The organism is Actinomycetes bacterium, assembly GCA_036510875.1.
GTDB lineage: Bacteria > Actinomycetota > Actinomycetes > Prado026 > Prado026 > DATCDE01.
This window is the reverse complement of record DATCDE010000105.1, coordinates 1-24,647: the sequence shown is the minus strand read 5'-3', so window position 1 is coordinate 24,647 and position 24,647 is coordinate 1. Positions and strand designations below refer to the sequence as shown.

At 74.3% G+C, this 24,647-nt stretch carries 26 protein-coding genes; 8 read left to right on the top strand and 18 right to left on the bottom strand.

The genetic code is table 11. From position 1 onward, the window contains the following. Nucleotides 1-16: 16 nt before the first annotated feature. The 3 genes from VIM19_05905 to VIM19_05895 are packed head-to-tail and all read right to left on the bottom strand — an operon-like array spanning nucleotide 17 to nucleotide 1,969. The gene (locus tag VIM19_05905; protein HEY5184433.1) at nucleotides 17-772 is read right to left on the bottom strand and encodes a lysophospholipid acyltransferase family protein; all 756 of its coding nucleotides are present in this window, start codon (nucleotides 770-772) and stop codon (nucleotides 17-19) included. Further along, nucleotides 765-1,712: a lipoyl synthase gene (lipA, locus tag VIM19_05900; protein ID HEY5184432.1), complete on the bottom strand. Its 948-nt coding sequence runs from the start codon at nucleotides 1,710-1,712 to the stop codon at nucleotides 765-767. Before lipA ends, VIM19_05905 begins: the two co-directional genes overlap by 8 nt. Beyond that, nucleotides 1,709-1,969, bottom strand: coding sequence for a copper resistance protein CopC (locus tag VIM19_05895; GenBank protein ID HEY5184431.1), 261 nt, complete (start codon nucleotides 1,967-1,969; stop codon nucleotides 1,709-1,711). Before VIM19_05895 ends, lipA begins: the two co-directional genes overlap by 4 nt. A gap of 2 nt (nucleotides 1,970-1,971) precedes the next feature. On the opposite strand from VIM19_05895, the gene VIM19_05890 reads away from it, so the two are divergent. Then, nucleotides 1,972-2,142 carry a hypothetical protein gene (locus VIM19_05890; GenBank protein ID HEY5184430.1) on the top strand — a complete coding sequence of 57 codons (171 nt, stop codon included), beginning with the start codon at nucleotides 1,972-1,974 and terminating at the stop codon, nucleotides 2,140-2,142. Between the two features lie 289 nt (nucleotides 2,143-2,431). On the opposite strand, the gene lipB is transcribed toward VIM19_05890, so the two are convergent. Next, a complete protein-coding gene (gene lipB / locus VIM19_05885; GenBank protein ID HEY5184429.1) occupies nucleotides 2,432-3,088 on the bottom strand; it encodes a lipoyl(octanoyl) transferase LipB in 657 nt (218 codons plus the stop codon). An 87-nt stretch (nucleotides 3,089-3,175) separates the two neighbouring features. Here lipB and VIM19_05880 point away from each other — a divergent pair, with 87 nt between their 5' ends. Together VIM19_05880 and VIM19_05875 are read left to right on the top strand one after the other, a co-directional pair. Then, on the top strand, nucleotides 3,176-5,554 hold the full coding sequence (locus VIM19_05880; protein ID HEY5184428.1) for an MMPL family transporter: 2,379 nt from the start codon (nucleotides 3,176-3,178) through the stop codon (nucleotides 5,552-5,554). Continuing rightward, nucleotides 5,551-6,612: a Gfo/Idh/MocA family oxidoreductase gene (locus VIM19_05875; GenBank protein ID HEY5184427.1), complete on the top strand. Its 1,062-nt coding sequence runs from the start codon at nucleotides 5,551-5,553 to the stop codon at nucleotides 6,610-6,612. Before VIM19_05880 ends, VIM19_05875 begins: the two co-directional genes overlap by 4 nt. On the opposite strand, the gene VIM19_05870 is transcribed toward VIM19_05875, so the two are convergent. Both VIM19_05870 and VIM19_05865 read right to left on the bottom strand, forming a co-directional pair. After that, nucleotides 6,602-7,345, bottom strand: coding sequence for a peptidase E (locus tag VIM19_05870; protein ID HEY5184426.1), 744 nt, complete (start codon nucleotides 7,343-7,345; stop codon nucleotides 6,602-6,604). The genes VIM19_05875 and VIM19_05870 overlap by 11 nt on opposite strands. After that, a complete protein-coding gene (locus VIM19_05865; protein HEY5184425.1) occupies nucleotides 7,342-8,652 on the bottom strand; it encodes an NAD(P)/FAD-dependent oxidoreductase in 1,311 nt (436 codons plus the stop codon). The genes VIM19_05870 and VIM19_05865 overlap by 4 nt, the downstream gene beginning before the upstream one ends. Nucleotides 8,653-8,736: 84 nt before the next feature. Here VIM19_05865 and VIM19_05860 point away from each other — a divergent pair, with 84 nt between their 5' ends. Further along, a complete protein-coding gene (locus tag VIM19_05860) occupies nucleotides 8,737-9,090 on the top strand; it encodes a hypothetical protein (protein ID HEY5184424.1) in 354 nt (117 codons plus the stop codon). On the opposite strand, the gene VIM19_05855 is transcribed toward VIM19_05860, so the two are convergent. Next, nucleotides 9,087-9,272 (bottom strand): hypothetical protein, encoded by a 186-nt coding sequence (locus VIM19_05855; protein ID HEY5184423.1) that lies wholly within the window; start codon nucleotides 9,270-9,272, stop codon nucleotides 9,087-9,089. The two genes, VIM19_05860 and VIM19_05855, sit on opposite strands and share 4 nt — an antisense overlap. 140 nt (nucleotides 9,273-9,412) lie before the next feature. On the opposite strand from VIM19_05855, the gene VIM19_05850 reads away from it, so the two are divergent. Next, nucleotides 9,413-9,946, top strand: a complete 534-nt coding sequence (locus VIM19_05850) for a hypothetical protein (protein HEY5184422.1) — start codon at nucleotides 9,413-9,415, stop codon at nucleotides 9,944-9,946. Here the strand turns inward: VIM19_05850 and VIM19_05845 are convergent. Genes VIM19_05845 through lpdA form a run of 3 tightly spaced genes read right to left on the bottom strand, consistent with a single transcriptional unit; the run spans nucleotide 9,939 to nucleotide 14,021 of the window. Next, the gene (locus VIM19_05845; protein ID HEY5184421.1) at nucleotides 9,939-10,832 is read right to left on the bottom strand and encodes a TIGR01777 family oxidoreductase; all 894 of its coding nucleotides are present in this window, start codon (nucleotides 10,830-10,832) and stop codon (nucleotides 9,939-9,941) included. The genes VIM19_05850 and VIM19_05845 overlap by 8 nt on opposite strands. Nucleotides 10,833-10,847: 15 nt before the next feature. Beyond that, a complete protein-coding gene (sucB, locus tag VIM19_05840; GenBank protein ID HEY5184420.1) occupies nucleotides 10,848-12,584 on the bottom strand; it encodes a 2-oxoglutarate dehydrogenase, E2 component, dihydrolipoamide succinyltransferase in 1,737 nt (578 codons plus the stop codon). Between the two features lie 48 nt (nucleotides 12,585-12,632). Next, nucleotides 12,633-14,021: a dihydrolipoyl dehydrogenase gene (lpdA, locus tag VIM19_05835; GenBank protein ID HEY5184419.1), complete on the bottom strand. Its 1,389-nt coding sequence runs from the start codon at nucleotides 14,019-14,021 to the stop codon at nucleotides 12,633-12,635. Between the two features lie 149 nt (nucleotides 14,022-14,170). Between lpdA and VIM19_05830 the strand changes: the two genes are divergently transcribed. Further along, nucleotides 14,171-14,488 carry a hypothetical protein gene (locus VIM19_05830; GenBank protein ID HEY5184418.1) on the top strand — a complete coding sequence of 106 codons (318 nt, stop codon included), beginning with the start codon at nucleotides 14,171-14,173 and terminating at the stop codon, nucleotides 14,486-14,488. A 29-nt stretch (nucleotides 14,489-14,517) separates the two neighbouring features. On the opposite strand, the gene VIM19_05825 is transcribed toward VIM19_05830, so the two are convergent. After that, nucleotides 14,518-16,017 (bottom strand): leucyl aminopeptidase, encoded by a 1,500-nt coding sequence (locus VIM19_05825; protein HEY5184417.1) that lies wholly within the window; start codon nucleotides 16,015-16,017, stop codon nucleotides 14,518-14,520. Between the two features lie 56 nt (nucleotides 16,018-16,073). Here VIM19_05825 and gcvT point away from each other — a divergent pair, with 56 nt between their 5' ends. Together gcvT and VIM19_05815 are read left to right on the top strand one after the other, a co-directional pair. Next, on the top strand, nucleotides 16,074-17,174 hold the full coding sequence (gene gcvT, locus VIM19_05820) for a glycine cleavage system aminomethyltransferase GcvT (GenBank protein HEY5184416.1): 1,101 nt from the start codon (nucleotides 16,074-16,076) through the stop codon (nucleotides 17,172-17,174). A 90-nt stretch (nucleotides 17,175-17,264) separates the two neighbouring features. Beyond that, the gene (locus VIM19_05815; GenBank protein ID HEY5184415.1) at nucleotides 17,265-17,666 is read left to right on the top strand and encodes a cyclic nucleotide-binding domain-containing protein; all 402 of its coding nucleotides are present in this window, start codon (nucleotides 17,265-17,267) and stop codon (nucleotides 17,664-17,666) included. Nucleotides 17,667-17,983: 317 nt separating this feature from the next. Here VIM19_05815 and VIM19_05810 read toward each other — a convergent pair whose 3' ends face one another. The 7 genes from VIM19_05810 to VIM19_05780 all read right to left on the bottom strand — a co-directional run bounded on the left by VIM19_05810 (nucleotide 17,984) and on the right by VIM19_05780 (nucleotide 24,562). Beyond that, entirely contained in the window at nucleotides 17,984-18,133 is a 150-nt protein-coding gene (locus VIM19_05810) for a hypothetical protein (GenBank protein HEY5184414.1), read from the bottom strand. Nucleotides 18,134-18,273: 140 nt separating this feature from the next. Beyond that, nucleotides 18,274-19,059, bottom strand: coding sequence for a hypothetical protein (locus VIM19_05805; GenBank protein ID HEY5184413.1), 786 nt, complete (start codon nucleotides 19,057-19,059; stop codon nucleotides 18,274-18,276). A gap of 32 nt (nucleotides 19,060-19,091) precedes the next feature. After that, nucleotides 19,092-20,153: a nicotinate-nucleotide--dimethylbenzimidazole phosphoribosyltransferase gene (gene cobT, locus VIM19_05800; protein ID HEY5184412.1), complete on the bottom strand. Its 1,062-nt coding sequence runs from the start codon at nucleotides 20,151-20,153 to the stop codon at nucleotides 19,092-19,094. Continuing rightward, nucleotides 20,150-21,001 (bottom strand): ECF transporter S component, encoded by an 852-nt coding sequence (locus tag VIM19_05795; GenBank protein HEY5184411.1) that lies wholly within the window; start codon nucleotides 20,999-21,001, stop codon nucleotides 20,150-20,152. The genes cobT and VIM19_05795 overlap by 4 nt, the downstream gene beginning before the upstream one ends. After that, entirely contained in the window at nucleotides 20,953-22,566 is a 1,614-nt protein-coding gene (locus VIM19_05790) for an ATP-binding cassette domain-containing protein (protein ID HEY5184410.1), read from the bottom strand. Before VIM19_05790 ends, VIM19_05795 begins: the two co-directional genes overlap by 49 nt. Continuing rightward, entirely contained in the window at nucleotides 22,563-23,714 is a 1,152-nt protein-coding gene (locus VIM19_05785) for an energy-coupling factor transporter transmembrane component T (GenBank protein ID HEY5184409.1), read from the bottom strand. The genes VIM19_05790 and VIM19_05785 overlap by 4 nt, the downstream gene beginning before the upstream one ends. After that, nucleotides 23,711-24,562 (bottom strand): SCO2322 family protein, encoded by an 852-nt coding sequence (locus VIM19_05780; protein ID HEY5184408.1) that lies wholly within the window; start codon nucleotides 24,560-24,562, stop codon nucleotides 23,711-23,713. Before VIM19_05780 ends, VIM19_05785 begins: the two co-directional genes overlap by 4 nt. Between the last annotated feature and the right edge of the window lie 85 nt (nucleotides 24,563-24,647).

The window sequence follows — 24,647 nt, the reverse complement described above, 5'->3', positions numbered from 1 at the left end:
GTCCGAACGCGCCAGGTCAGGAGGCCGACGGGCGGCCCTCCCGGCGGTGCGCCACCATCGCCTCGCCCTCCGCGGGCGTGGGCGCGCTGCCCCCCAGGCGGGCCGGCAGCCACCAGGGGTGCTCGCCGGGCTTCGGCTTGACCGGGTACCGCTCCTGGGCCGCGTGCAGCATCTGCTCCATCTGGTCCCGTAGCTGGTCGAGCACGACGGCAGGGTCGTCCCGGCGGCCGACCTGCAGGGGGGTGCCCACGTCGATGCTGATCGGGATCCGCTCCAGGTTGGCCTTGCGGCGGTGGCCGTGCGTGAGCACCCGCTGGGAGCCCCACAGCACCGTCGGCAGGACCGGGACGCCGGTGGCGGCGGCCATCCGGACCACGCCGTTCTTGAACGGCAGCAGCTCCCAGGACGGGGAGACCGTCGCCTCCGGGAAGACCCCGATCACCTCGCCGTCCTTCAGCGCCCGCAGCGCAGCGGCGTACGAGGAGGCACCGGCCGACCGGTCCACCGAGATGTGGTGCATGCCGCGCATCAGCGGACCGCCAGCCCAGTGCTCGAAGATCGCCTCCTTGGCCATGAACCGGACGAACCGCTTCGAAGGCTGGGCCGCCAGGCCGGCGAAGGTGAAGTCGAGCAGGCCGACGTGGTTGATCGCCATGATCGCGCCGCCGTGGCGGGGGACGTGCTCCTCGCCGGTGATGTCGAAGGTCAGCCCGAGGCCGACGAACACCGTCCGGGCCACCGCGATGACCGGCGGATAGACCCAGTCAGCCATGCCGGGCCGCTCCCGCGTCGCTCCGGGCGGCCACGGCCTGCTGGAACAGCCGCCCGGCCCGGTACGACGAGCGCACCAGCGGGCCGCTCATCACGCCGAGGAGGCCCATCGCCATGGCCTCGGCGGCCAGCTCGTCGAACTCGGCCGGCTCCACCCACCGCTCCACCGGGTGGTGGCGCGGGCTCGGTCGCAGGTACTGGGTGATGGTCACCAAGTCGCAGCCGGCGTCGTGTAGGTCGGCGAGCGCGGCGACGGCCTCCGCGCGGGTCTCGCCCATGCCCAGGATCAGGTTCGACTTGGTCACCATTCCGGCGGCCCTCCCGGCGGCGATGACCTCGAGCGACCGCTCGTAGCGGAACCCGGGACGGATCCGGCGGAAGATCCGCGGTACCGTCTCCAGGTTGTGCGCGAACACCTCCGGAGCGGCGTCGAAGACCTGGGCGAGCAGCTCGGGCCGGCCGGAGAAGTCGGGGGTGAGCAGCTCCACCCCGGTGCCCGGGTTGAGCTCGTGGATGGCCCGCACGGTCTGCGCGTACAGCCAGGCGCCCTCGTCGTCGAGGTCGTCGCGGGTGACCCCGGTGATGGTGGCGTAGCGCAGCCCCATGGTCTGTACCGACTCGGCGACCCGACGCGGCTCGTCCCGGTCCAGCGGGGCCGGTTTGCCGGTATCGATCTGGCAGAAGTCGCAGCGCCGGGTGCACTGGTCGCCGCCGATGAGGAAGGTCGCCTCGCGGTCCTCCCAGCACTCGAAGATGTTGGGGCAGCCGGCCTCCTCGCACACCGTGTGCAGGCCCTCGTCCTGCACCAGGCCCTTGAGCTCGGTGTACTGCGGTCCGGTGCGCAGCCGGGTCTTGATCCACGGCGGTTTGCGCTCGATCGGGGTCTCGGCGTTTCGAACCTCGAGCCGCAGCAGGCGGCGGCCTTCGGCGGCGACGGTCACCCGGCCAGCGTACTCGCGGCGCCCGCCCGTCGGCGCCGGGCGACGGCCATTTCGAGCAGTCCCAGGACCCCCGCCCCGGCGGCCAGCAGAACCGGCCGTGGGCTGCCGTCGGACCGGCGCTCGGCGGCCGCGCCGAGCACGAACGCGTAGGCGCCGATCGCGGGGGACCCGTCAGCGGACACCAGCTGCCAGCCGATCTGGTAGCGGCCCGGGGCGGAGCTTGGCCGGACCGGTACCTCGACCACGGTGTCCGTCACCCGTGGGGCGCCCGCTGCGGGTCCACGCCGTCCGGGCCCTGACCACGAGCTGGGCGCTGTCCGGCAGGACCGGCAGGTCCAAGGTGAACCGGACGACGGCCGGCAGCGCGGTGACCGCCGAGCCGGGGGAGGGGGAGCCGGACACCAGCGAGGAGTGCGCCCACGCGGGCTGAGCGGCGAGCAGCACGACGACCGCCGTAGCGCACCGGCGGCCAGGCTCGTGGCGGCGGTGCGCCGCACGCCCCCTCGCCGGTGTCCGGCCATGCGAGGGACGCCACGGCCGGGCCGCTGCAGCCGGTCATGACAGGAACGTCACCTGGGCCGCCCGACAGGAACGCGACCTGGCCGGCGGCGAGCTCAAGCACTTCCGGGTCAGGTGCGCTGCGCAAGGTCGGCGACTCGCTCGAACTCATCATTCCCGGATGGCGGCAGCGCAAGAGCCTGTGGCCCCGCCTGCGACGCTCACCCGGCGCTCGGGACCAGCTCCGTCAGCTGCGCGAGCCGGGCCTCGAGGAGCGGCAGCGCGTCCTGCACGGTGACCGTGCGGCCGAGCTCCTTGCTCAGCGAGGTGACGCCCGCGTCGGTGATCCCGCAGGGCACGATCGTGCCGAACGCGGCCAGGTCGCAGTCGCAGTTCAGCGCGAACCCGTGCATGGTCACGCCACGGGCGACCCGGACCCCGATGGCGGCCACCTTGCGGTCCGGGCCGCGCTCGTCGGCAGGCACCCACACGCCGCTACGACCCTCGACCGGGGTGGTGGCCAGCCCCAGGTCGGCGCAGACAGCGCCGAGCAGCCGCTCCATCCGGCGCACGTGCGCGACCACGTCGACCGGGTCGGGCAGCCGCAGGATCGGGTAGCCGACCAGCTGGCCGGGCCCGTGCCAGGTGATCTTGCCGCCGCGGTCGACGTCGACCACGGGGGTGCCGTCGACCGGGCGCTCCCACGGCTCGGTGCGCTTGCCGGCGGTGTAGACCGCCTGGTGCTCCAGCAGCAGCACGGTGTCACCCTGGCGGCCCTCGGCCACCTCGCGGTGCACGCGCCGCTGCTCGTCCCAGGTCCGCTGGTACGGGACGGCGTCAGGACCGAAGCCGAGATGGACGGCGGTGGGGGAGGACACGGCACCACAGTAGTCGTGCGGATTTACTCTCCGACGGGGATGATCAGCCCAGGCACCCCTCGCCCACGACCGATGAAGGAGCCCCGGTTGTCCGCGCCCGCACCACCCGTCGCGCCCCCCTCCCCGGCGAACCCGGCCGAGCGCCGTCCCCGGCGTCCGTTCCTGTGGTCCGCCGTCGCGCTGGTCGTCTGGTTCGCGCTCGGCGGTCTCCTCGGGCCCCTGTCCGGACAGCTCAGCTCGGTGCAGAAGAACGACAACGCGTCGTTCCTGCCGGCCTCGGCCGAGTCCACCGAGGTCAACGAGCTGCAGGCGAAGTTCGCCGCGCGGGCCGAGCTGCCGATGTTCGTGGTCTTCAGCCGGGACTCGGGGATCACCGCAGCTGACCGGAAGGCGATCGCCGCGTTCGTGGCCGAGCTGCCGGGCATCGAGGTGGGCGACGACAAGACGGTGGCCGACTACGCCGTCCCAGGCCCGATCGTCCCGATCCCGTCAGCGGACGGCAAGGCCGTGCTCATCGGGGTGCCGCTGGACTCGGACAAGGTCAGCCAGCCGATGTCCGACGGCAAGTCCCCGATCCTGCGGACGGTGGAGAGCGTCCGCGCTGCGCTGCCCCAGGGCTCGGGGCTGGAGGCGCACGTCACGGGCCCGGGTGGGCTGCTCGCCGACCTGTTCTCGGTGTTCGGGTCGCTGGACACCACCCTGCTGGGCATCACCGCCCTGGTCGTGGCGTTGATCCTCATCCTGGTCTACCGCAGCCCGTTCCTGTGGGTCATCCCGCTGATGTCCGCGGGGTTCGCGCTGACCGCGGCGAGCGGCGTCGTGTACCTGCTCGCGAAGAACGACGTGCTCACCCTCAACGGCCAGAGCCAGGGCATCCTCACCGTGCTGGTCTTCGGCGCAGGGACCGACTACGCACTGCTGCTCGTCGCCCGCTACCGGGAGGAGCTGCACCGCTACGAGAGCCACTTCGACGCGATGAAGGTGGCCTGGCGCGGCGTGCTTGAGCCCCTGGTCGCCTCCGCCGCGACCGTCACGGTCGGCCTGCTGTGCCTGCTGTTCTCCGAGCTGAACTCCAACAAGTCGACCGGCCCGGTCGCGGCCATCGGCATCGTGTGCGCGCTGTTGGCCAGCCTCACCTTCCTGCCCGCGCTGCTTGTCATGCCGTCCGCGGTGGCCGGGCTGCTGCTGACCGGCGTCCTGTTCGGGGTGCTCTTCGCGCTCGGGCTGCCTGGCGGCGCCGCGGCCGGCCTGGCGCTGCTGCTCGTCGTCGGCGGGTTCGTCCTGGGGGTGCGGGCCCGCCGGGCCGCCGCCCCGCCGCGCTGGGCGTTCTTCGCCGGCTGGCCGGCCGGCCGCTGGGGCTTCTGGCCGAAGGTCCCGCGGCACGACGAGCACGACGAGAAGCTGTCCGGGATCTGGTCCAAGGTCGCGGCCGGGGTGGGACGCCACCCGCGGCGCACCTGGGTGACCACCACGCTGGTGCTGCTCGTCGCCGCGTTCTTCGTCACCACGCTCAAGGCGGACGGCATCTCGCAGAGCGACGCGTTCACCAAGAAGGTCGACTCGGTGCTGGGGCAGCAGCAGCTGGGCCTGCACTTCCCGGCCGGCTCGGGCAGCCCGGCGATCATCATCGGCAACGCCGACCAGGCCGACGCGATCGTCGCCGCAGCCAAGACCGTGCCGGGCATCGCCACGATCGTCCCGTACACCGCCCAGACGGCCGGCCAGTCGACGGGCACCGCCCCGCCGGCCACGACTCCCAAGGTGGTGGACGGGCTGGTGCAGTTCCAGGCCACCCTGACGTCGGCGTCGGACTCGCTGGCGGCCGAGCAGACCGTCCAGGCGCTGCGCACGGCCGTGCACGCGGTGCCCGGGGCGGACGCCAAGGTCGGCGGTTTCACGGCGATCAACTACGACACCCAGCAGGCGTCCCGCCGGGACCGGGCGGTGATCATCCCGATCGTGCTGGCGGTGATCTTCTTCATCCTGGCGCTGCTGCTGCGGGCGCTGCTGGCCCCGTTCCTGCTGGTCCTCACCGTGGTGCTGTCGTTCGCGGCCACGCTGGGGGTCTGTGCGGTGGTGTTCAACCACGTGTTCCACTTCGCCGGCGCGGACACCTCGTTCCCGCTGTTCTCGTTCGTCTTCCTGGTGGCGCTCGGGGTGGACTACAACATCTTCCTGATGACCCGGGTGCGCGAGGAGACGCAGCTCGTCGGCACCCGGCCCGGGGTGCTCAAGGCGCTCACCGTGACCGGTGGCGTGATCACCAGCGCCGGCCTTGTGCTGGCCGGTACGTTCTCGGTGCTCGCCACGCTGCCGCTGGTCTTCCTCGCCGAGCTCGGGTTCGCGGTGGCGTTCGGCGTGCTGCTCGACACGATGGTGGTGCGCTCCCTGCTGGTGCCTGCCCTGATGTATGACGTTGACCGGAGGATCTGGTGGCCGAGCGCGCTGGCGCGGAGGGTGTCGTGACTGCCGACCTGCGGGTCGCGCTCGTGGGCTACGGCCTGGCGGGACGGGTGTTCCACGGCCCCCTGGTGACCGCGGCCCCCGGGCTGGCCCTCACCCACGTCGTGACCTCGAACCCGGAGCGCGCCGCGCAGGCGGCGGCCGCCCACCCGGGAGTCACCCTGCTCGGCACGGCCGACGAGCTGTTCGACCGCGACGACTGGGCGCTGCTGGTCGTGGCCACTCCCAACGACGCGCACCTGCCCCTGGGACTACGGGCCGTGGCGGCCGGTCGGCCCGTGGTCGTGGACAAGCCACTGGCGCTGACCGCGGCCGACGCGCGGCGACTGGTCGAGGCGGCTGCCGACGCGGCGGTGCCGCTCACGGTCTTCCAGAACCGTCGGTGGGACTCCGACCAGCTGACGCTGCGCCGGCTGCTTGCCGACGGCGAGCTGGGGGACGTGCTGCGCTACGAGTCGCGGTTCGAGCGCTGGCGGCCGGAGCCGAAGCCCGGCTCGTGGCGGGAGGCGCTGCCGGCCGAGCAGGGCGGCGGGCTGGCCCTCGACCTCGGCAGCCACCTGGTCGACCAGGCGCTGCACCTGTTCGGCCCCGCCGTCCGGGTGTACGCCGAGGTGGACGCGCGGCGCGGGATCGCGGACGACGACGTGTTCGTCGCGCTCGAGCACGCCAGCGGCGTCCGCTCCCAGCTGTGGATGGGCGCGCTGGCCGGGGCGCCGGGCCCGCGGCTGCGGGTGCTCGGCACCGGAGGCGCGTTCGTCGTCGACGGACTGGACGGCCAGGAGGACGCCCTGAGCGCCGGCGCGCGGCCCGCAGACGACACCTGGGGGGTGGAGCCGCGGCAGCGGTGGGGCCGGCTGGTCCGGGGCGAGGAGTCCGAGCCGGTGCCCGCCGAGCGCGGCCGGTGGGACACGTTCTACCCGGCCGTGGCCGCCGCGGTGCGCGGTGAGGGACCGGTGCCGGTCGACCCGTGGGACGCCGTCCGGACGCTCACGGTGATCGAGGCGGCCCGGGCCTCGGCCGCGAGCCGGCAGGTCGTCGAACCCCCGGAGGTCAGCCGCTGATCGGCCCCGGCGCGAGCCGGGTCTCGACCGCGGCGCCGTCGGGACCCCGCTCCACCCGGTAGGCGGCCGACCCGGTCTGCGGGTCCTGCTCGGTGTCGGTGATCACAGCGACCGGCTCGGGGCCTTCGTACAGGACGCCGGTGCCGTCGTCGGTGGCGTAGGAGACGGGCAGCACCTGCTCGGCGACCAGCCGGTGCAGCAGCGGCCGGCGCTGCGCCTCGGAGTCGTAGTGGACACCGTTGCCGAAGGGCAGCAGGCCGAGCCCGTTGGCGACCGGCCGCAGGGTCGGCCCGAAGGAGTCGGTGGGACCACCGACGTGCCAGCAGATCGAGCCGGCGCTCACGCCGCCCAGCAGCACGCCGGATTCCCAGGCCTCCCGCATCACGTCGTCCAGGCCGTGCACCCGCCACACCGCGAGCAGGTTGGCCACCGAGCCGCCGCCCACCCACACCAGGTCCTGACCGAGCAGGTGCTCACGCGGGTCGGTGTTCGGCATGGTGAACAGCTCGAGGTGGGAGACGTCGACCGACCAGCCGCGGAAGGCGCCGTACATGCGGGTCAGGTAGCCGCGGTCGTCACCGCTTGCGGTCAGCACGAACGTCACCTTGGGCCGGTCCTTGCCGGTCAGCCGCAGCGCCTCCTTCATCAGCCCGCCCGGCTGGGCGACCGACCAGCGGTCGGTGGGCACGAAACCGCCGCTGGCGGCCAGGATGCGCGGGGTGGGTGCGGTCATGGGCGTCGCTCCGGGCCTTGGTCGACGTCGAGGGGGATGCCGAGGGGGATGTCGAGGGGGATGTCGAGGTCGGTCAGGACGGCGTGCGCGGCCCGGCGGCCGGACACGAGGGCGCCCTGGATCGAGGAGGAGTCGCGGTGGTCGCCGCACACGTAGAGCCCGTCGGTGAGCCGGACGGGCGACTGGAAGTCGTGCGGTGGAGGCATCGCGGGCAGTGCCGCCGCCACCGGGTAGGTGGCCACCGGCTCGAAGCCGCGGGTGTCCACCCCGTAGAGCAGCCCGAGGTGGCCGCGGACGTCCTTCTCGCCGTCGTCGTGCACGCCGATCGAGGACGAGGCGACCAGCACCCGACCGTCGCTGGCGTAGCCGGGCGCGGCGTGGGTGAGCACCGCGGTGTTGACCACCGGGCCGCGGCGCTGGCCGTCGATGACCAGCACCGGCTCGCCGTCGGAGAGCCGGTCTGCGGGCAGGTGGGACAGGTGGTACCAGGTTGTCACCGCGTGCATGGCGGGGACCGCCAGGCCGGGCAGCAGCCGGCCGGCCGTCACCGGGTCGGTCGCCACCACCGTGGCCCTGGCCGCGAGGGTGCCGGCGTCGGTGGTCACCTGGCGGGGCCCCACCGATCGCACCGTGGTGGACAGCCGGACCACACCGTCGGGCAGCCGAGCGGCCAGCTGCCTCGGGATCGCGCCCATGCCGTCGGCCGGCACCGAGGGGGTGCCGCGGACGAACATGCGCAGCAGCAGGTCGAGGAACCGGCGCGAGGTGGCCAGGTCGCCCTCGAGCAGGGCACCGGCCAGGAACGGCCGCAGCACGGTCTCGATTAGCCGGTCGCCCACCCCCGCGTCGCGCAGCGCCTGCACCGCCGGCAGGTCGTCCCTCGCGAGCAGCTCGGCGACCGGTGCCTGGGCGCAGCGCAGGGCGTACCGGGCCAGCCGCAGCTTCTCGGCGGTGCTGCCCACGGGTGCGCGAAGCGTGGGCACCGCCCAGGACGGGTGCCGTCGCGGGTCGGCCAGGCGGTAGCGGCGTCCGCCGATGGCCACAAGCATGCCGCGGCTGAACGGGCGCAGGTCGAGCGCGTCGAGGTCGAGCACCCGTCGGCCCTCCGGGTAGGCCGGGTTGTACAGCTGGAAGCCGCGGTCCAGCAGCAGCCCGTCGACGTGGTCGGTGCGAACCCGGCCACCCACGTCGTCTCCGGCCTCCAGCACCGTCACGTCCAGGCCGGCGCCGGCCAGCCGGACCGCCGCGGCCAGCCCGGCGAGCCCGGCCCCGACCACGATCACATCGGTGGTTGGGGTGAGGCTCACGAGCGGCCAACCTACCGGTCGTCGGTGCCGCGTGCCTGTGGACGGCGCGAGCGGACGATCATGGCGTCGCGGCACCCTGGACGCATGCCAGCATCCGACGCTCCGACCCTGGACGGCCTGGTCGTGGGGCGGCCGGTCGACCCCGGGGATCCCGTGGTCGGGTGGCTGGCCCGTGACCTGTCCGCCGGGCGGTGGGTGGTGCTGCGGGCCCGCCCGACGAGCCGCCCGCGCGTCCCGCCGCCCGACTCGTGGCCGTTGCACCCGCACCTGCTCGCACCCCGGGTGCTCTCCGACGTCCATGGCCGGTCCTGGGTTGTCGTCCCGTTCGTGGCGGGGGAGCGGCTGGACCAGCTGGGTGGGTCCGGCGGCGGCCTCTCGGCGGGGCAGCTGCTCTCGCTCGCGTTGCCGCTCGCCGCGGCGGTCGCTGCGGTGCACTAGGCCGGGCTCCGGCTGCCGGGACTCGCCGCGGCGGACGTGCCCTGGTGGCGGCATCCGGCCGCCCGCTGCTGGACGGCTTCGCGCTGCTGCGCGGGCCGGTTGGCGGCGACCCCGAGGACGACGTCCGGGCGCTGGTCGGGCTGCTCCACGCCCGGCTGTCGGCCGCCGACGGGCCGCTGCACGACCTGCTCGTGTCGGTGACGGCGCAGCCACCCTCGGCGGTGGAGCTGCAGCGTCGGCTGGCCCGGCTCGGCCCGGCCGAGCCGCTGCCGGTCGGCGGCAGTCCCGGCCGCCCCGGTTCGCCCGACCGCTGGTACTGCTGGTGGCGGTGGCCGGCCTGGCGGTTGCGGCCGGGACGGCGTGGGCACGGCTCGCGGCCCCCGGCGCCGCCGCGGTGCTGGCGGCGGTGCCCGCCGAGGTGCCCGCCGAACCCGCTGCGGAGCCGGTGGTCGGGCCGGCCGCGCTGGACTGGACTGCTGTTCTGCGGGCCGCGGACGCGGCCAGGGGACGGGCCTTCGCCGCGGGGGACCCCGGGCCGCTGGCCGTAGCCGACGTCCCGGGGTCGGCGGCCGAGGCCCGGGACCGGCAGGCCGTCGACGCGCTGCGGCGCACCGCGGCCGTGGCGAGGGGCTGGGCCCCGCTCGTGCACGCGGTCGAGGTGCTCAGCGCGGACGCACAGGAGGCGGTGCTGCGGGTGGTCGACGAGCTGCCGCCCTGGGAGCTGGTCGACGGCCCCGGCCGGGTCGTTCAACGCTTCAACGCGCGCGCTCGCAGCGCCTGGCAGGTGGAGCTGTCCTGGGTGGTTGACGCCGGATGGGGAGTAGTCGCCGCGCGACCGGACACCGGGGTCAGCTGACGGTGGCGACCGCGCTGACCAGGTCGGGGTGCCGGTACGTGAAGCCGTCGGCCACCAGCCGGGTCGGCCGTACCCGGATGCTGCCGAGCACCTCCGAGGAGAACTCGCCCAGCACGGTCTTCAGCGCGATCGCCGGGACCGGCAGCAGCGCGGGGCGGTGCAGGGCCACGCCCATGGCCTTGGTGATCTCGGCGTTGGTGGCCGGGTTGGGCGCCGTCAGGTTGACCGGGCCGGCGAGCTCGGAGTCCAGCAGGTGGGTCAGCGCGCGGACCTCGTCCTCGAGGGTGATGTAGCTCCAGTACTGCCGGCCGTTGCCGAGCCGGCCGCCGAGCCCGAGCCGGAACAGCGGCAGCATCCGAGCCCAGGCGCCGCCCGACCTGGCCATCACCAAGCCGCTGCGCGGGTGCACCACCCGGACGCCGGCCGCCCGGGCTGGCTCCGCGGCGGCCTCCCACGCCTCGACCACCTCGGCCAGGAACCCGGTGCCTCGCGGAGCCGTCTCGTCGACGACGCGGTCCCCGGTGTCGCCGTAGAACCCGATCGCGGACGCCGAGACCAGGACGGCGGGGGCTGGGTCGAGCTCGGCGACCGCCCGAGCGATGGTGCCGGTGCCCTGGACCCGGCTGTCCAGGATCACCGCGCGGTAGGCCGTCGTCCACCGGTGGTCGCCCACTCCGGCCCCGGCGAGGTGCACGACGGCCTGGACCCCGGCCAGCCGGCCGAGGTCCACCCTCCCGGCGGCCGGGTCCCAGGTCATCTCGTCCGCGGCGCCGGCTGGCCGCCGGACGAGCCGCAGTACCTGATGCCCCTGGGCGCGCAGGTGGGCGACGAGCGCCGTCCCGATCAGCCCGGAGGCCCCGGTGACGGCGATCCGCAGCGGGCTCACCGGCGCGACCACCGCCTAGACGCTCAGGTCGGCCTCGAAGGAGCCACCCTCGAGCCGGTCCTTGATGGTGGTGAGGAAGCGGGTGGCGTCCGCGCCGTCCACGAGGCGGTGGTCGTAGGTGAGGGCCAGGTAGGCCATCGACCGGACGGCGATGCTCTCGTTGCCGTCCGCGTCGGCGACGACGACGGGGCGCTTGACCACCGCGCCGGTGCCGAGGATGGCGGCCTGCGGCTGGTTGATGATGGGGGTGTCGAACAGCGCGCCGCGGCTGCCGGTGTTGGTGATGGTGAAGGTACCGCCGGACAGCTCGTCCGGGCTGATGGCATTGGTGCGGGTGCGCTCGGCGAGGTCAGCGATGCGGCGGGCCAGCCCGGCGATGTTGAGGTCGCCGGCGTCGCGGATGACCGGCACCAGCAGGCCACGCTCGGTGTCGACGGCGATGCCGAGGTGCTCCGCGTCGTGGTAGGTGATCGTCCCGGCCGCGGTGTCGATGCCGGCGTTGACGCTGGGGTGGGCCTTGAGCGCCTCGACGCTGGCCTTGGCGAAGAACGGCAGGAAGGTGAGCTTGACGCCCTCGCGGTGCTCGAAGTCGGCCTTGGCCCGGTTGCGCAGCGCGGCGATGCGGGTGACGTCTACCTCGACCACCGTGGTCAGCTGCGCGGCGGTGTGCAGCGACTCGACCATCCGCTCGGCGATGATCCGCCGCAGCCGGGACATCTTCTCGGTGCGGCCCCGCAGCGGGGACGCCGCTGCGGCCGGGGCGGCGGCGGCTGCGGTCGGAGCGGGCGCCACGGCGGGCACTGCTGCTGCCGCCGCCCGGCTGGCGGCGGCGGCCCTGGCCGCCTCGGCGGCCGCCAGCACGTCCTGCTTGCGGATGCGTCCGCCCAGCCCGGTGCCGGTGACCGTGGCCAGGTCGACGCCGTGCTCGGCGGCCAGCTTGCGGACCAGCGGGGTCAGGTAGGTCGGCTCGGAGCCTTCGGCCTCGGAGGCTTCCGCCGCGGCGGCCACGGCCGCCGGGACCGGGGCGGGAGCGACCGGCTCGGGGGCGGGGGCCGGGGCTTGGGCGGGTACGGGGGCGGGGGCAGGGGCGGGAGCGGCGGCCGGCACGGCCCCGGCCGTGCCGATGACCCCGAGCTCGGCGCCCACCGGCACCGTCTCGTCCTCGCCGACGGCGATCGACAGCAGCACACCGGATGCCGGGGCCGGGATCTCGGTGTCCACCTTGTCGGTGGAGATCTCCAGCAGCGGCTCGTCCGCCTGGACGGTGTCGCCGACCTGCTTGAGCCAGCGGGTCACGGTGCCCTCGGTCACGCTCTCGCCGAGCTGGGGCAGCACCACGGGGGTACCGCTGGTCGCGGCAGGAGCGGCCGCGGGAACCGGCGCCGCCGCAGCGGCGGGCGCGACGGCGGCAAAGACGGCGACGGGCTCGGGAGCCGGGGAAGGGGTCGGCGCTGGTGCGGGCTCAGCAGCGGCGGCAGCTGCGGCAGCTGCGGCCACGGGTGCCGACGCGCCGGAGCCGTCACCGATGACGGCCAGCTCGCCGCCCACGAGGACGACGTCGTCCTCGTGGGCGACGATCCGCTCGAGGACGCCGGAGGCTGGGGCCGGGATCTCGGTGTCCACCTTGTCGGTGGAGATCTCCAGCAGCGGCTCGTCGGCCTGGACGGTGTCTCCCTCCTGCTTGAGCCAGCGGGTGACCGTGCCCTCGGTCACGCTCTCGCCGAGCTGGGGCATCGTGACAGAGACCGCCATGCGAGTTGACTCCTCGAATCGTCGTCCGTGGTTCGGGTTGGATCAGCATCAGCCGTGCACGTGCAGGGGCTTTCCGGCCAGCGCCAGGTGCGCCTCGCCGAGCGCCTCCGACTGCGTCGGGTGCGGGTGGATCAGGCTGGCGACGTCGTCGGCGTACGCCTCCCAGTTGTAAATCAGCTGGCCCTCGGCCAGCAGCTCGCCGACCCGGGCGCCGACCATGTGGACGCCGACGACCGGGCCGTCGGCCAGGGCCACCAGCTTCACCGCGCCGGCGGTCTTGAGGATCTGGCTCTTGCCGTTGCCGCCGAGGTCGTAGACCAGGGTCTTGACCTTGTCCTCGCCGTAGCGCTCCTTCGCGGTGGCCTCGGTGATCCCCACCGACGCGACCTCCGGGTCGCAGTAGGCGATCCGCGGCACCCCGTCGTAGTCGATCGGGCGCGGGTTGAGCCCGGCGACGTGCTCGGCGACCAGGATGCCCTCCGCGAATCCGACGTGCGCGAGCTGCAGGGTCGGGATGAGGTCGCCGACGGCGTACACGCCGGGAACGCTCGTGCGGCAGAACTCGTCGACGGTGACGAAGCCGCGCTCCATCGCGATGCCGGCCTCCTCGTACCCGAGGCCCTGCGAGCGCGGGCCACGCCCCACCGCGACGAGCAGCAGGTCGGCGTCGAAGGTCTTGCCGTTCTCCAGGGACACCCGCACGCCGGAAGCAGTGTGTTCGACGGCGCTGAACCGGGCGCCAAGCTCGAACGCGATGCCGCGCTTGCGGAACGCCCGCTCGAGCAGCTTGGAGCTGGCCTCCTCCTCGGCCGGCACCAGGTGCGGCAGCGCCTCGACGATGGTGACCTCGGCGCCCAGCGAGCGCCACACGCTGGCGAACTCGACGCCGATCACCCCGCCGCCCAGGACCACGGCCGAGCGGGGCACGTAGTCGAGGCGCAGTGCGTGGTCGCTCGTGATGACCCGGCCGCCGTCGATCTCCAGGCCGGGCAGCGACCGGGCATAGGAGCCGGTGGCCAGCACGACGGTGCGGCCGGTGTAGTCGGTGTCGCCGACGCGGACGGTGGTCGGCGAGACCAGCCGGCCCTCACCCTCGACGTAGGTGACGCCGCGGCTCTTCACCAGTCCCTGCAGGCCCTTGTGCAGCCGGCTGACCACGCCGTCCTTGTAGGCGTGCACGCCGGCCATGTCCACGCCGTCGAAGGTGGCCTTGATGCCGAACTGCTCGCTGTCGCGGGCCGCGTCGGCGATCTCCGCGGCGTGCAGCAGCGCCTTGGTCGGGATGCAGCCGTAGTGCAGGCAGGTGCCGCCGACCTTGTCCTTCTCGATCAGGGCCACCGACAGTCCGAGCTCGGCGGCACGCAGTGCTGTGGCGTAGCCCCCACTGCCGCCACCGAGGATGACGATGTCGAACGTGCTGCCTGTGGGGTCGGCCACGGAGTCTCCTTGCCTGGGTCCGGTCGGCTGTGCTCGGGTCATCCTCGCACCACTCCACCACGGTGCGGCAACTGGAGGACATCTGCCACCGGACCTAGGCTCGGCGGGTGCGCCGACGGGGTCGGCGGGTGCGTTGGAAGGGGTGTGAGGTGCGACTGCTCGGGCGCTGGCGCGGCAAGAGCCGGCCTGGCACGCAGCGACGAGCCGGCTCGGAGGACCGCCGTCACCTCGAGGGGTTCGTGGCCGGTCACACCGGGGTGGAGGCGTTCGTCGAGCCGCAGACGGCGGTCACCGAGACGACCCTGCTGCTGGTGGCCAGCACGGGGGAGTGGACCCGCCGCCGGGTGCCCTCGCCCAAGGTCGCGCACGAGTGGGCCAACGGGCTCGGCGTCCCGTCCTACGACGCGGCGGTCGTCGGGTACCCGCAACGGATGCGGGACTGGAACGCCCGTCACCGCAACCGCTAGCCCCTCCGGAACAGCGCGAACGGGGAGGGTCAGAGTCGGCCGTCGGCGAGGTCCTCGGCCAGCTGCAGCATGGTGCGCACGCCGGCGCCGGTGCCGCCCTTGGGGGTGTAGCCGTACGGCGCCGCCTCGTTGTACGACGGCCCGGCGATGTCGAGGTGCGCCCACCGCCGCCCGTTCGGCACGAACTCGCGCAGGAACGTGCCGGCCGAGAGCATGCCGCCCTTGCGGCCCCAGTCGACGTTGGCGATGTCGGCGACCGTGGAGTCCAGGCCCTTGCGTAGCTCCTCGGGCAGCGGCATCGGCCACATCACCTCGCCGGCCCGCTGCGACGCGTCGTGCACCTGCTTGAGCAGGCTGTCGTTGTTGGACATGATCGCCGAGGTCCGGGTGCCCAGGGCGACGACCTGCGCGCCGGTGAGGGTCGCGATGTCGACGACGACGTCCGGCTCCTCTGCGGCCGCGGCCACGATGGCGTCGGCGAGGATCAGCCGGCCCTCGGCGTCGGTGTTGAGCACCTCCACGGTGCGGCCGCCGAAGATCGAGATGACGTCGGACGGGCGCTGGGCGTTGCCGCCCGGCATGTTCTCCGCCATCGGCGCCCATGCGGTCACGTTGACCACCGCCTTGCTGCGGGCCGCGGCGATGACCGTGGAGATCACGGCGGCGGAGCCGGCCATGTCCGACTTCATCGCCTCCATGCCCTGCGCCGGCTTGATCGAGATGCCGCCGGTGTCGAAGGTGATGCCCTTGCCGACGAGAGCGAGGTGCTTGGTCGCCTTGGGGTGCCGGTAGGAGATGCGGACCAGCCGCGGCGGGTGCGCCGACCCCTGCCCGACGCCGAGGATGCCGCCGTAGCCGCCCTTCTTCAGCGCCTTCTCGTCCAGGACGGTGACCTCGAGGCCGGCCGTCTTGGCAGCGGCGGCCGCGGCGTCGGCGAACAGCTGCGGGTACAACGAGGACGGCGGGGTGTTCACCCAGTCGCGGGTCATCGTGATGGCGTCCGCGACCACCTGAGCGTGCGACAGCGCGGCCTTCGCGGCTCGGTCCGCGGCCGTGTCGGTGGCCAGCACGAACGCCTTGACGGCCGGCTTAGCCTTGGCCGCAGAGACGCCACGGAACCGGTGGAAGCTGTAGGCCCCGAGCAGCGCGCCCTGGGCCACCGCCTCGATCTCGCCGGGGGTCTTGGCCGGCAGGGCGAGCACGACGGTGGAGCGGCCGGCTAGGGACCGGGCGGCGGCGCCCGCCGCCCGCCGCAGCGCCTCCGGCTCGTAGCGGCGGCCGGCCCGGCCCAACCCGGTGGCCACCACCGTGGTGGCAGCGACGCCGGCCGGTGCCGGAACCGTGACGACCTCGTCCGGAGCGCCGGTCGCGCCGAGCTGCGCCCACACCGCGCGCATGCTTCGCAGCGCCCGCGCGACGTCCGCGGTGGCGACTAGGACCGGTCCCGCTTCGTCCTGGGCGAGGCCTACCACCAGGGCGTCACCGGTCAATGTGGAGGCAGCGGTTCCGGACAGCTTGATCGACGGCACGGGGACCCCTATCGGCAGGCGGGAATGATCGCGGCCAGCCTAGTAGCGTTGCGGGCGTGACCGATCTTCGGCGTTCTCCCCTGTACGCGCGCCACCACGACCTCGGCGCGAAGCTGTCCGACTTCGGTGGGTGGGAGATGCCCATCGAGTACCCCGACGGCGGGGTGCTGAAGGAGCACGCCGCGGTGCGGCAGGCCGTCGGCATCTTCGACGTCTCGCACCTGGGCAAGGCCTCGGTGCGGGGGGCGGGAGCGGCCGCTTTCGTCAATGCGTGCCTGAGCAACGACCTGGGTCGCATCGGGGCGGGCCGGGCCCAGTACACGCTGGCCTGCGACGAGTCCGGCGGCGTGGTCGACGACCTCATCGCCTACCTGCGTTCGGACGACGACGTCTTCTTGGTGCCCAACGCCGCGAACACCGCCGAGGTGGTCCGCCGGCTGGTCGCCGCCGCGCCGGCGGGCATCGAGATCACCAACCAGCACGAGGAGTACGGCGTGCTGGCCGTGCAGGGACCGCGTTCGGCCCAGCTGCTGGGCGCGCTGGGCCTGCCGACCGACATGTCCTACATGGCCTTCGCGGACGCGCAGTGGCAGGGCCGCCCGGTCATCGTGTGCCGGACCGGGTACACCGGGGAGCACGGCTACGAGCTGCTGCCGCGGTGGGACGACTCGGCCCCGCTGTGGGACGCGCTGCTCGAGGCCGGCGCGCCGCTGGGTGTGCGCCCGTGCGGGCTGGGTGCGCGGGACACGCTGCGTACCGAGATGGGCTACCCGCTGCACGGGCAGGACCTGTCGCTGCAGATCAGCCCGGTGCAGGCGAGGTCGGGGTGGGCGGTCGGCTGGTCGAAGCTGGAGTTCTGGGGGCGTGAGGCGCTGCTGGCCGAGCGGGCCGCCGGGGCCAGCCGGCTGCTGTGGGGGCTGCTGTCCCTCGACCGCGGCATCCCGCGCCCGCACATGACCGTCGCGTCGGCGTCCGGCGAGCCGCTGGGCGAGGTGACCAGCGGCACGTTCTCACCGACCCTGCGTCAGGGCATCGGCCTCGCGCTGCTGAACCGTGGCGTCGAGGAGGGCACCGAGGTCGTCGTCGACGTCCGAGGCCGTCCCTCGACCATGCGGGTGGTCAAGCCGCCGTTCGTGCAGCCGTCCACGACTACCTGACGCGTTCTTTGGACTTCGAATGCACGGCGCCGCGACAATCGCCGCACCCGCCAGCCTCCGGGCATCACCCGCTGACCCTCAGGGACGTCCATGGACCACCCGTCCGTCGAAGACCTGCAAAAGGTGCCGCTGCTCGCCGACCGGTCGGACGCCGAGCGCAGGGGGCTTGCGGAGCTCTTCGACATCATGGAGTACGGCGCCGGACGCACCCTGGTCGGCGAAGGTCGAGCCGGGTACGCCTTCTACGCCATTAACCGTGGTCGGGTGGCGGTCACGCACGAGGGTGAGCAGCTGAGGGAGCTCGGTCCCGGCGACTTCTTCGGCGAGATCGCCATTCTCGGCAAGCGGCGGCGGACAGCGACCGTCACCGCCACCGAGCCGGTGGTGGTCTGGGTTCTCCTCGGCTCGGCCGTCGAGGAGCTGCAGTCCAGTCGGCCGGAGGTGGCGGCGGCGCTGCAGGATGCGATGCGCCATCGGCTCGAGGCGGGCTGAGGAACGCCGGGCAGGCCAAGGGGCGACCACCGGCTCGAGGCGGGCTGAGGAACGCCGGGCAGGCCAAGGGGCGACCACCCGGACGTGCCTGTGGTGCGGCCGCCCCTTGGACGACTCGGTTGCAGCGACCGGGTCAGGAGCTGCGGTTCGGCACCGCCCACGTGGTCCGCCCATCATCCTGGGTGACCTTCAAGTAGCGACCGATGATGCGAACCTTCGCGCGGCGGGACACGGGACCGACCCTTCACTGAGCAGAAATGTCTTCTGTATCAACCATAGTGAGCGACCGGACCTTCCCGATGTGGACGTGGCGCGGATCACCTGTGGGCTCGGTCACTCCCAGCCGTTGCGACGGCGCGGTCGTCGTTGCGGGCGTCGTCCTCCGTGAGGGTCACCCAAAGGATCGGGATGACGGTGAGGCCGGCAGCGAGCGCGACCAGGGGCAGGTTCAGCAGGATCCAGTTCATGGCGTGGCCCTTCGGTTGAGGGGTGACCGGCGAGCTTTTCCCGCCTGCACCAAGGAAAGGCCGGCGGAGTAAGAGGATCATGAGTCGGGCCTCAACGGCGGACTAAGGCACCGCCAAGGTGCGGGAAGAGCTCGGCTGAGTCAGCGCAGCTGGAACAGCTCGCCCGCTCGGTTCCGGTACGCGGGGCACACCAGGTTGTGGTCCAGCCGATCGTGCGAAGTGTCCTGGACCCACTGCACGAGCGCGGGGGACGACCCGGCCAGCTCGCTGGAGCAGGCCGCCGCCGCCTGCGCCGCGCTGCCCGGACCGATGGCGTACCAGACCGGTAGGCCGGGGCTCCAGGAACCGGCGATCTCCTCCCACATCTGTGGCGTGGAGTAGATCCCGACCCGCACGCCGAGCTCCTGCAGCCGGGCGGCCATCGCGTCCAGGACGGTTGCGTTCTCCTGGGTGGTGCCGGCCCAGGTGTTCTCAGTCTCGACGTCCAGCCACCACGCCGTCGTCCCGCTGGGGGACTGGGCCCGTTCCCTGGCCACGGCGTCGTCGACGACCGCCCGGCCGTAGGCGACCGGGTCGCCGACCCCGGGGTAGCCGGTGTTGACGTAGACCGCGCGGCCCTGCTTGTTGGCCGCCCAGCGCAGCTGGGTCCCTACGCACTGGTTCGTGGACATCGGTCGGCCGCCGGTGACGCCGACGATCGCGAACCCGCCGTCGGTGGGGAGGGTGCGGCCGCACTGCGGGTGCGACACGTCGTAGCCGACGGTCGTGACCGTGGCGGCCGGCGCGGGGTGGGGTGAGCGCAGCGGCGGGGCCGCGGGCAGCAGCGGCGGGGGGATGGCCATCGTGAGCGGTGGCTGCTGGGCCTTCGAGGTAAGCGCGAGGACCGCGCCGCCGGCGAGCAGCACGAGGAACAGGCCAACGCCCACGAGCGCTGACCGGCCCCTGCCTCGCGGCCGGCTCATGCCGGCCCGGTCGCTGCGCTCAGGTCAACCGGCTCCAGGTCGGCCAAGACGGCGATGGCGGCCTGGACGACGGGCAGCGCGAGCAGGGCACCCGTCCCCGTGCCGAGCCGGATCCCGAAGTCCAGAACCGGCTCCAGCTGCAGCCGCTCGAGGGCTCGCTCGTGCGCGGGGTCGGGTGACCGGTGCCCCGCCAGCCACCAGCCCCTGGACCGGAACGAGATCCGGTGCGCCAGCAGCGCGGCCGCGGTGCTGACCACGCCGTCCAGCAGCACCGGCGTGCGCCGCAGCGCGGCCTGCACGAGGAACCCGGTGGTCGCGGCCAGGTCGACGCCGCCCGCCTCCGCCAGCAGACCGATCGGGTCGGGGAGCAGCTCGCGACCACGCCGGGCGGAGTCCCGCACGGCCGCGCACTTGATCATCCAGGTCCGGTCGTCGATGCCGCTGCCCCGGCCGACCATCGGGGCGACGTCGGAGCCGGTGAGCAGCGCCGTGAGTGTCGCCGCCGGCGTCGTGGCCCCCACCCCGAGGTCGGCGGCGACCAGCAGGTCCGCACCAGCGTCGACTTCCTCGTCGACGATCGCCATCCCGGCGCGCAAGGCTCGGTCGGCCTCGTCGCGGGACAGGGCCGGACCTACGGCGAGGTCGTCGCTGCCGCGGCGCACCTTGTGGCCGATGACCGGGAGGTCCTCGAGGTCGGCGTCCACAGCCAGGTCGACGACCCGGACGGAGGCCCCCGCGCGGGCGGCGAGCACGTTCACCAGACCGCCGCCAGCGACGATCGAGCGGACTAGTCGGGCGGTGGTCTCGGGCGGGTTGGCCGACACGCCTCGGCGGGCCACGCCGTGGTCGGCGGCCAGCACCACGACCCTCGGGCGGGCGAACGGACGCGGCGGGCAGCTGCCCTGCACGGTCGCCGCCCAGGCCGCGACCTCCTCCAGCCGGCCGAACGCCCCGGCCGGACGGAGCAGCCGCGCCTGGCGGTCCCGGGCCTGCTGGGCGAGCGTCTGGTCGGCGGACTCGACCCGCTGGGCCAGTTCGTCCAGGTCGACCTCGCTCACCGCTCTCCCTCCAGCCGTGCCGGCACGAACACCACCGGGTCACCGAACGCCGCCCGGCGAGACGCCCTGCGCAGGGCCCGGAGCAGCGGTCCCGAGGTGACCGCGAGCAGGGCCATGTTGCCGATCGCCCTGGGGATGTCGAAGCCCAGGGATGTCACCAGACAGTAGGCCAGGAACCGGCCGAGGTTCGCGACGAGCGGGTCCCCGGGGACGAACGAGACGGACGACGACAGGCCGGTGGTGAACGGCCAGGACCACAGGTTGAGCAGGAAGCCGTAGGCGATCCCGCTGGCCGCTCCGTAGCCGACCAGCAGCCAGGTCTCGGCCCGACCGCGCAGCGGCGGCAGCAGCCCCGCCCCCAGGCCGACCCAGGCGGCCCCGAGCATCTGGAACGGCAGCCACGGGCCGACCCCTCCCGTGAGCAGCGCGGAGGCGAACGTCGTGACCATCCCGAGCACGAAGCCGAAGCCGGGACCCAGCGCCCGGCCACCCAAGATGAGCAGCACGAACATCGGCTGGAACCCGGTCACCCCGCCGCCGAGCGGCCGCAGCACCGCCCCGACCGCGGCCAGCACGCCGAGCAGTGCCACCGCCTTGGCGTCGATCCCGCCGTCGGACACCTCGGCCAGGACGACGACGAGCAGCAGCGGCAGCAGCACGGCGAACAGCCAGGGGGCGTCCCCGGAGTGGCCCAGTCCGCTGTGCGCCGCCGCGAACAGCGGCCAGCCGAAGGCGACCAGCCCGACCACGCTGACCAGGGCCAGAGCGAGGGTGCTGCGCCCGCGCAGCCGGATCGCGCTCACCCGGCGACCTCCAGGGCGGCGGCGACCTCGCTGACGGTCAGCCACGGCTCGGGGGCCAGCACCTTGGCCACCTGGGGGGCGAACGCCGGCGAGGCCACGAGCACCTCGGCGGTGGGACCGTCGGCGACGATCTCGCCCTCGGCCATGACCACGGTGCGGGTCGCCACCTCGGCCACCAGCTCGACGTCGTGGGTGGCCATCACCACGGCGTGCCCCTGGGCGGCCAGCGACCGCAGCACGCCGACCAGCCGGGCCTTGGCGGTGTAATCCAGCCCGCGGGTGGGCTCGTCCAGCAGCAGCAGCGGCGGCTCGGCGACCAGGACGAGGGCCAGCACCAGGGCCAGCCGCTGGCCCTCGGACAGGTCCCGCGGGTGGGTGGCGCTGTCGATGCCGGGGGCCAGCCGGTCGAGCAGGGTGCGGGTGGCCCCCGCGGCAGCCCGGCTGTCCCGGTCGGACGCCGAGCACTCCGCGGCCACCGTCTCGGCCGTGAGCAGGTCGGCCGGCTCCTGCGGGACCAGCCCGGCGTGGCGCAGCAGGTCGCGCGCGGCCAGCTGGGCCGGGTCGGCGCCCGCGACCCGCACCACCCCTGCGCTGGGCACGGTGAGCCCTACGAGGGCGTTGAGCAGTGTCGACTTGCCGGCCCCGTTGCGGCCCATGACGGCCACGACCTCCCCGGCCGTGACGGCGAGGGAGGCCCCGCGCAGCGCGACCACGTCGCCGTACCGGACTACCAGGTCGCGGGCCGCGGCCGCCGGGGGCCCGTCCGCGGGGTGGACCGCGCGCAGCGGCGCCCGGCCGACCAGCCGCTCCCGCAGCGGCCCGGCAGCCCGGCGGGCGTCGCGCACCGACAGGGGCAACGGGTGCCAGCCGGCCAGCCGGCCGAGCTCGACGACGGGCGGCGCGACGACGGACTGGGCCAGCACCCCGGCCGGGTTCCCGGACACCACCGGCAGCCCCACGCCGTCCAGCCGGACCACCCGGTCGGCGTACTGGACCACCCGCTCGAGCCGGTGCTCGGCCAGCAGCACGGTGAGGCCGAGGTCGTGGACCAGCCGCTGGAGGGCGGCCAGGACCTCCTCGGCCGCGGCCGGGTCCAAGGCGGAGGTCGGCTCGTCGAGCACCAGCATCTGCGGGTGCGTCGTGAGCACCGACCCGATGGCCACCCGCTGCCGCTGGCCGCCGGACAGGGTCCGCAGCGGGCGGTCCCGCAACTCGGCCAGGCCGAGCAGGTCCAGGGTCTCCTCGACCCGCTTGCGCATGACCTGGGGGGTCAGCCCCAGCGACTCCATGCCGTAGGCGAGCTCGTCCTCGACGACGTCGGTGACAAACCCGGCGAGCGGGTCCTGGCCGACGACGCCCACGACGTCGGCGAGCTCCCGCGGCGGGTGGGTGCGGGTGTCCCGCCCGGCGACCGTGACCCGGCCGAGCAGGGTGCCCCCGCTGAAGTGCGGGACCAGCCCGTTGACGCAGCGCAGCAGGGTCGACTTGCCCACGCCGGTCGGGCCGACCACGAGCGCGAGCTCACCCTCGGGGACGTGCAGGTCCACGTCGGCCAGCACCGGGCAGTCGAGCCCGCCGTAGGTCACGGTCACCTGCTCGAAGCGGATCACGCTGGCACCCTCTCCGAGGACGGCACCCGAGCCGGAGCGGATCGCCGGGCGGTGGGCACCGGTGGCGCGGCCCACGCGGGGACCAGAGCGAGCAGGACGCCGACCAGCGGCAGCAGCGGCAGCCCCGGCCACGCCGGTGGGGACACCGGGGCGGCCAGCGCCATCGGGTCGGCTGCGACCGCGGCCAGGAACGTGACGGCGGTGCCGACCCCGGCGGCGGTGACCAGCCACTCCGGCAGCGCCCACGGGTCGGGGCGGTAGCGGCTGCGGCCCACCCGCCGACCGCCCAGGGCGAACCCGGCGACCGCGGCGGCCATCCCGACGAGCAGCAGCGGCCAGCCGAGCAGCGGCAGGCCGGCCAGCTGCGGGCTGCCGCCGTCCAGCAGCCCGAAGCTGCCGAGGGCGGCACCGGTGAGGCCGAGCAGGACCAGTGCCCCGGTCAGCCGTCGGGTCGCGCGCGGCACACCCGCCGTCCGGCCGTAGCCGCGGCTGTCCATGGCCGCGGCCAGCTGCAGGGAGCGGTCCAGCGAGGACTCCAGCAGCGGCAGCGCCACGCCGACGACGCTGCGCAGGCCGCGGTCCGGGCGGCCGCGCAGCCGACGGGCCTGGCGCAGCCGGCCGGATTCGACGACCAGCTGCGGCGCCAGGGTCATGGCCACCACGACCGCCACGCCCACCTCGTACAGCGCCCCGGGGACCACCCGCAGCAGCCGGCTGGGGTTGGCCAACGAGTTGGCGGCCCCCACACAGGCCAGGATGGTGGCCAGCCGCAGCCCCTCGTAGGCCGCGGCCAGCAGGTCCTCGACGGTGACCGGGCCGCCCAGGCTCACCCCGGCCGCCCACGACGGCAGCGGCAGCTCCGGCAGGGTGACCAGCACGTGCCCGGCCCCGGTCGACCCGAACAGCACCTGCAGGGCCACCCGCAGCGCGATGACGATCAGCCCCAGCCGCAGGAACGCGGCGTACGACCGGGACCACGGCGCCGGGGTGCGTCGGGCCGCCACTACGTAGCCGGCCGCCGCGACCAGCAGGAGCAGCAGCACCGGGTTGGTGGTCCGGCTGGCCGCGGTGGCCAGCCCGATCGCCCACAGCCACCACGCGCCGGGGTGCAGCGGTCGGGGCAGGAACGCCGTCCGCAGGCCGGTCACGGAGACCGCCGCGCGCGCCGCAACCCGGCCACGGCCAGGCCGACGACGAGGAGCACGCCGGCCGCGGTGCCGAGCGGCAGCCCGCCGCCGGACGAGCCGCCGGTGTCCGGGGGGAGCCCACCCGGACCCAGGGCGACGACGCTCGGCTGGGCTGACCGGGTCGCGACCCCTGGATCCGGGGCGGCCGTCGGGGTCGTGGTGGCCGTGGGCTGGGTCGTGGGCTGGGCCGTGGGCTGGGCCGCGGGCGTGGCCAGGACCGGTGTGGCCTCGGTCGCCCGGCCGGTGGGGCTCGGGGCCGCGGTCGGCCGCGAGGTCGTTCGCGGGGGTGCGGCGGTGGGTGAGGGGGACGCCGGCTCGACCGGGGCCCCGCACTCACCGACCGGGTACCCGGCGATCGAGCAGATCAGGCCGGCCTGCGCGGCGAAGGCGGAGTAGGCCGACAGGACCTGGTAGCCGTTCGCGGTCGTGGGCACGACGGCGCAGAAGGTGTCGATGCCCCGCGGTGGGACCTGGCCGGGCGGCCGGGACTCGATGGTGCCGAAGTCGACGATGAGCGCCACGCGCTTGCGGTCGGCCACGGCCGGTGTCGTGTCACAGATCGTCGCGAAACTCGGCGCCGCGCGGGGCGGCGTGCTTGACCCGGTGGCCACGCTGACCTCGAACCGCCAGCCCTCGACGGCGCCGTCCGCGGGCCGGGCGGCCGGGCCGTAGCTGGAGAACGTCCAGCTGCTGCCCTGGCCGTGCCAGTAGGTCCAGTACCGGTAGGAGGTGGCGGCGGCGGGCGCGGCTGACGCCACGGTGGCGGCGAGCACCGTCACCGTGGCAGCCAGGAGCACCCGCAGCCTCACGCCCGCGGCCTCCGGCCGGTGAGCCGGACCAGGCCGAGCCCGGCCAGCAGGAGCAGCACGCCCAGGGCAGCCGTCCAGCCGGCCG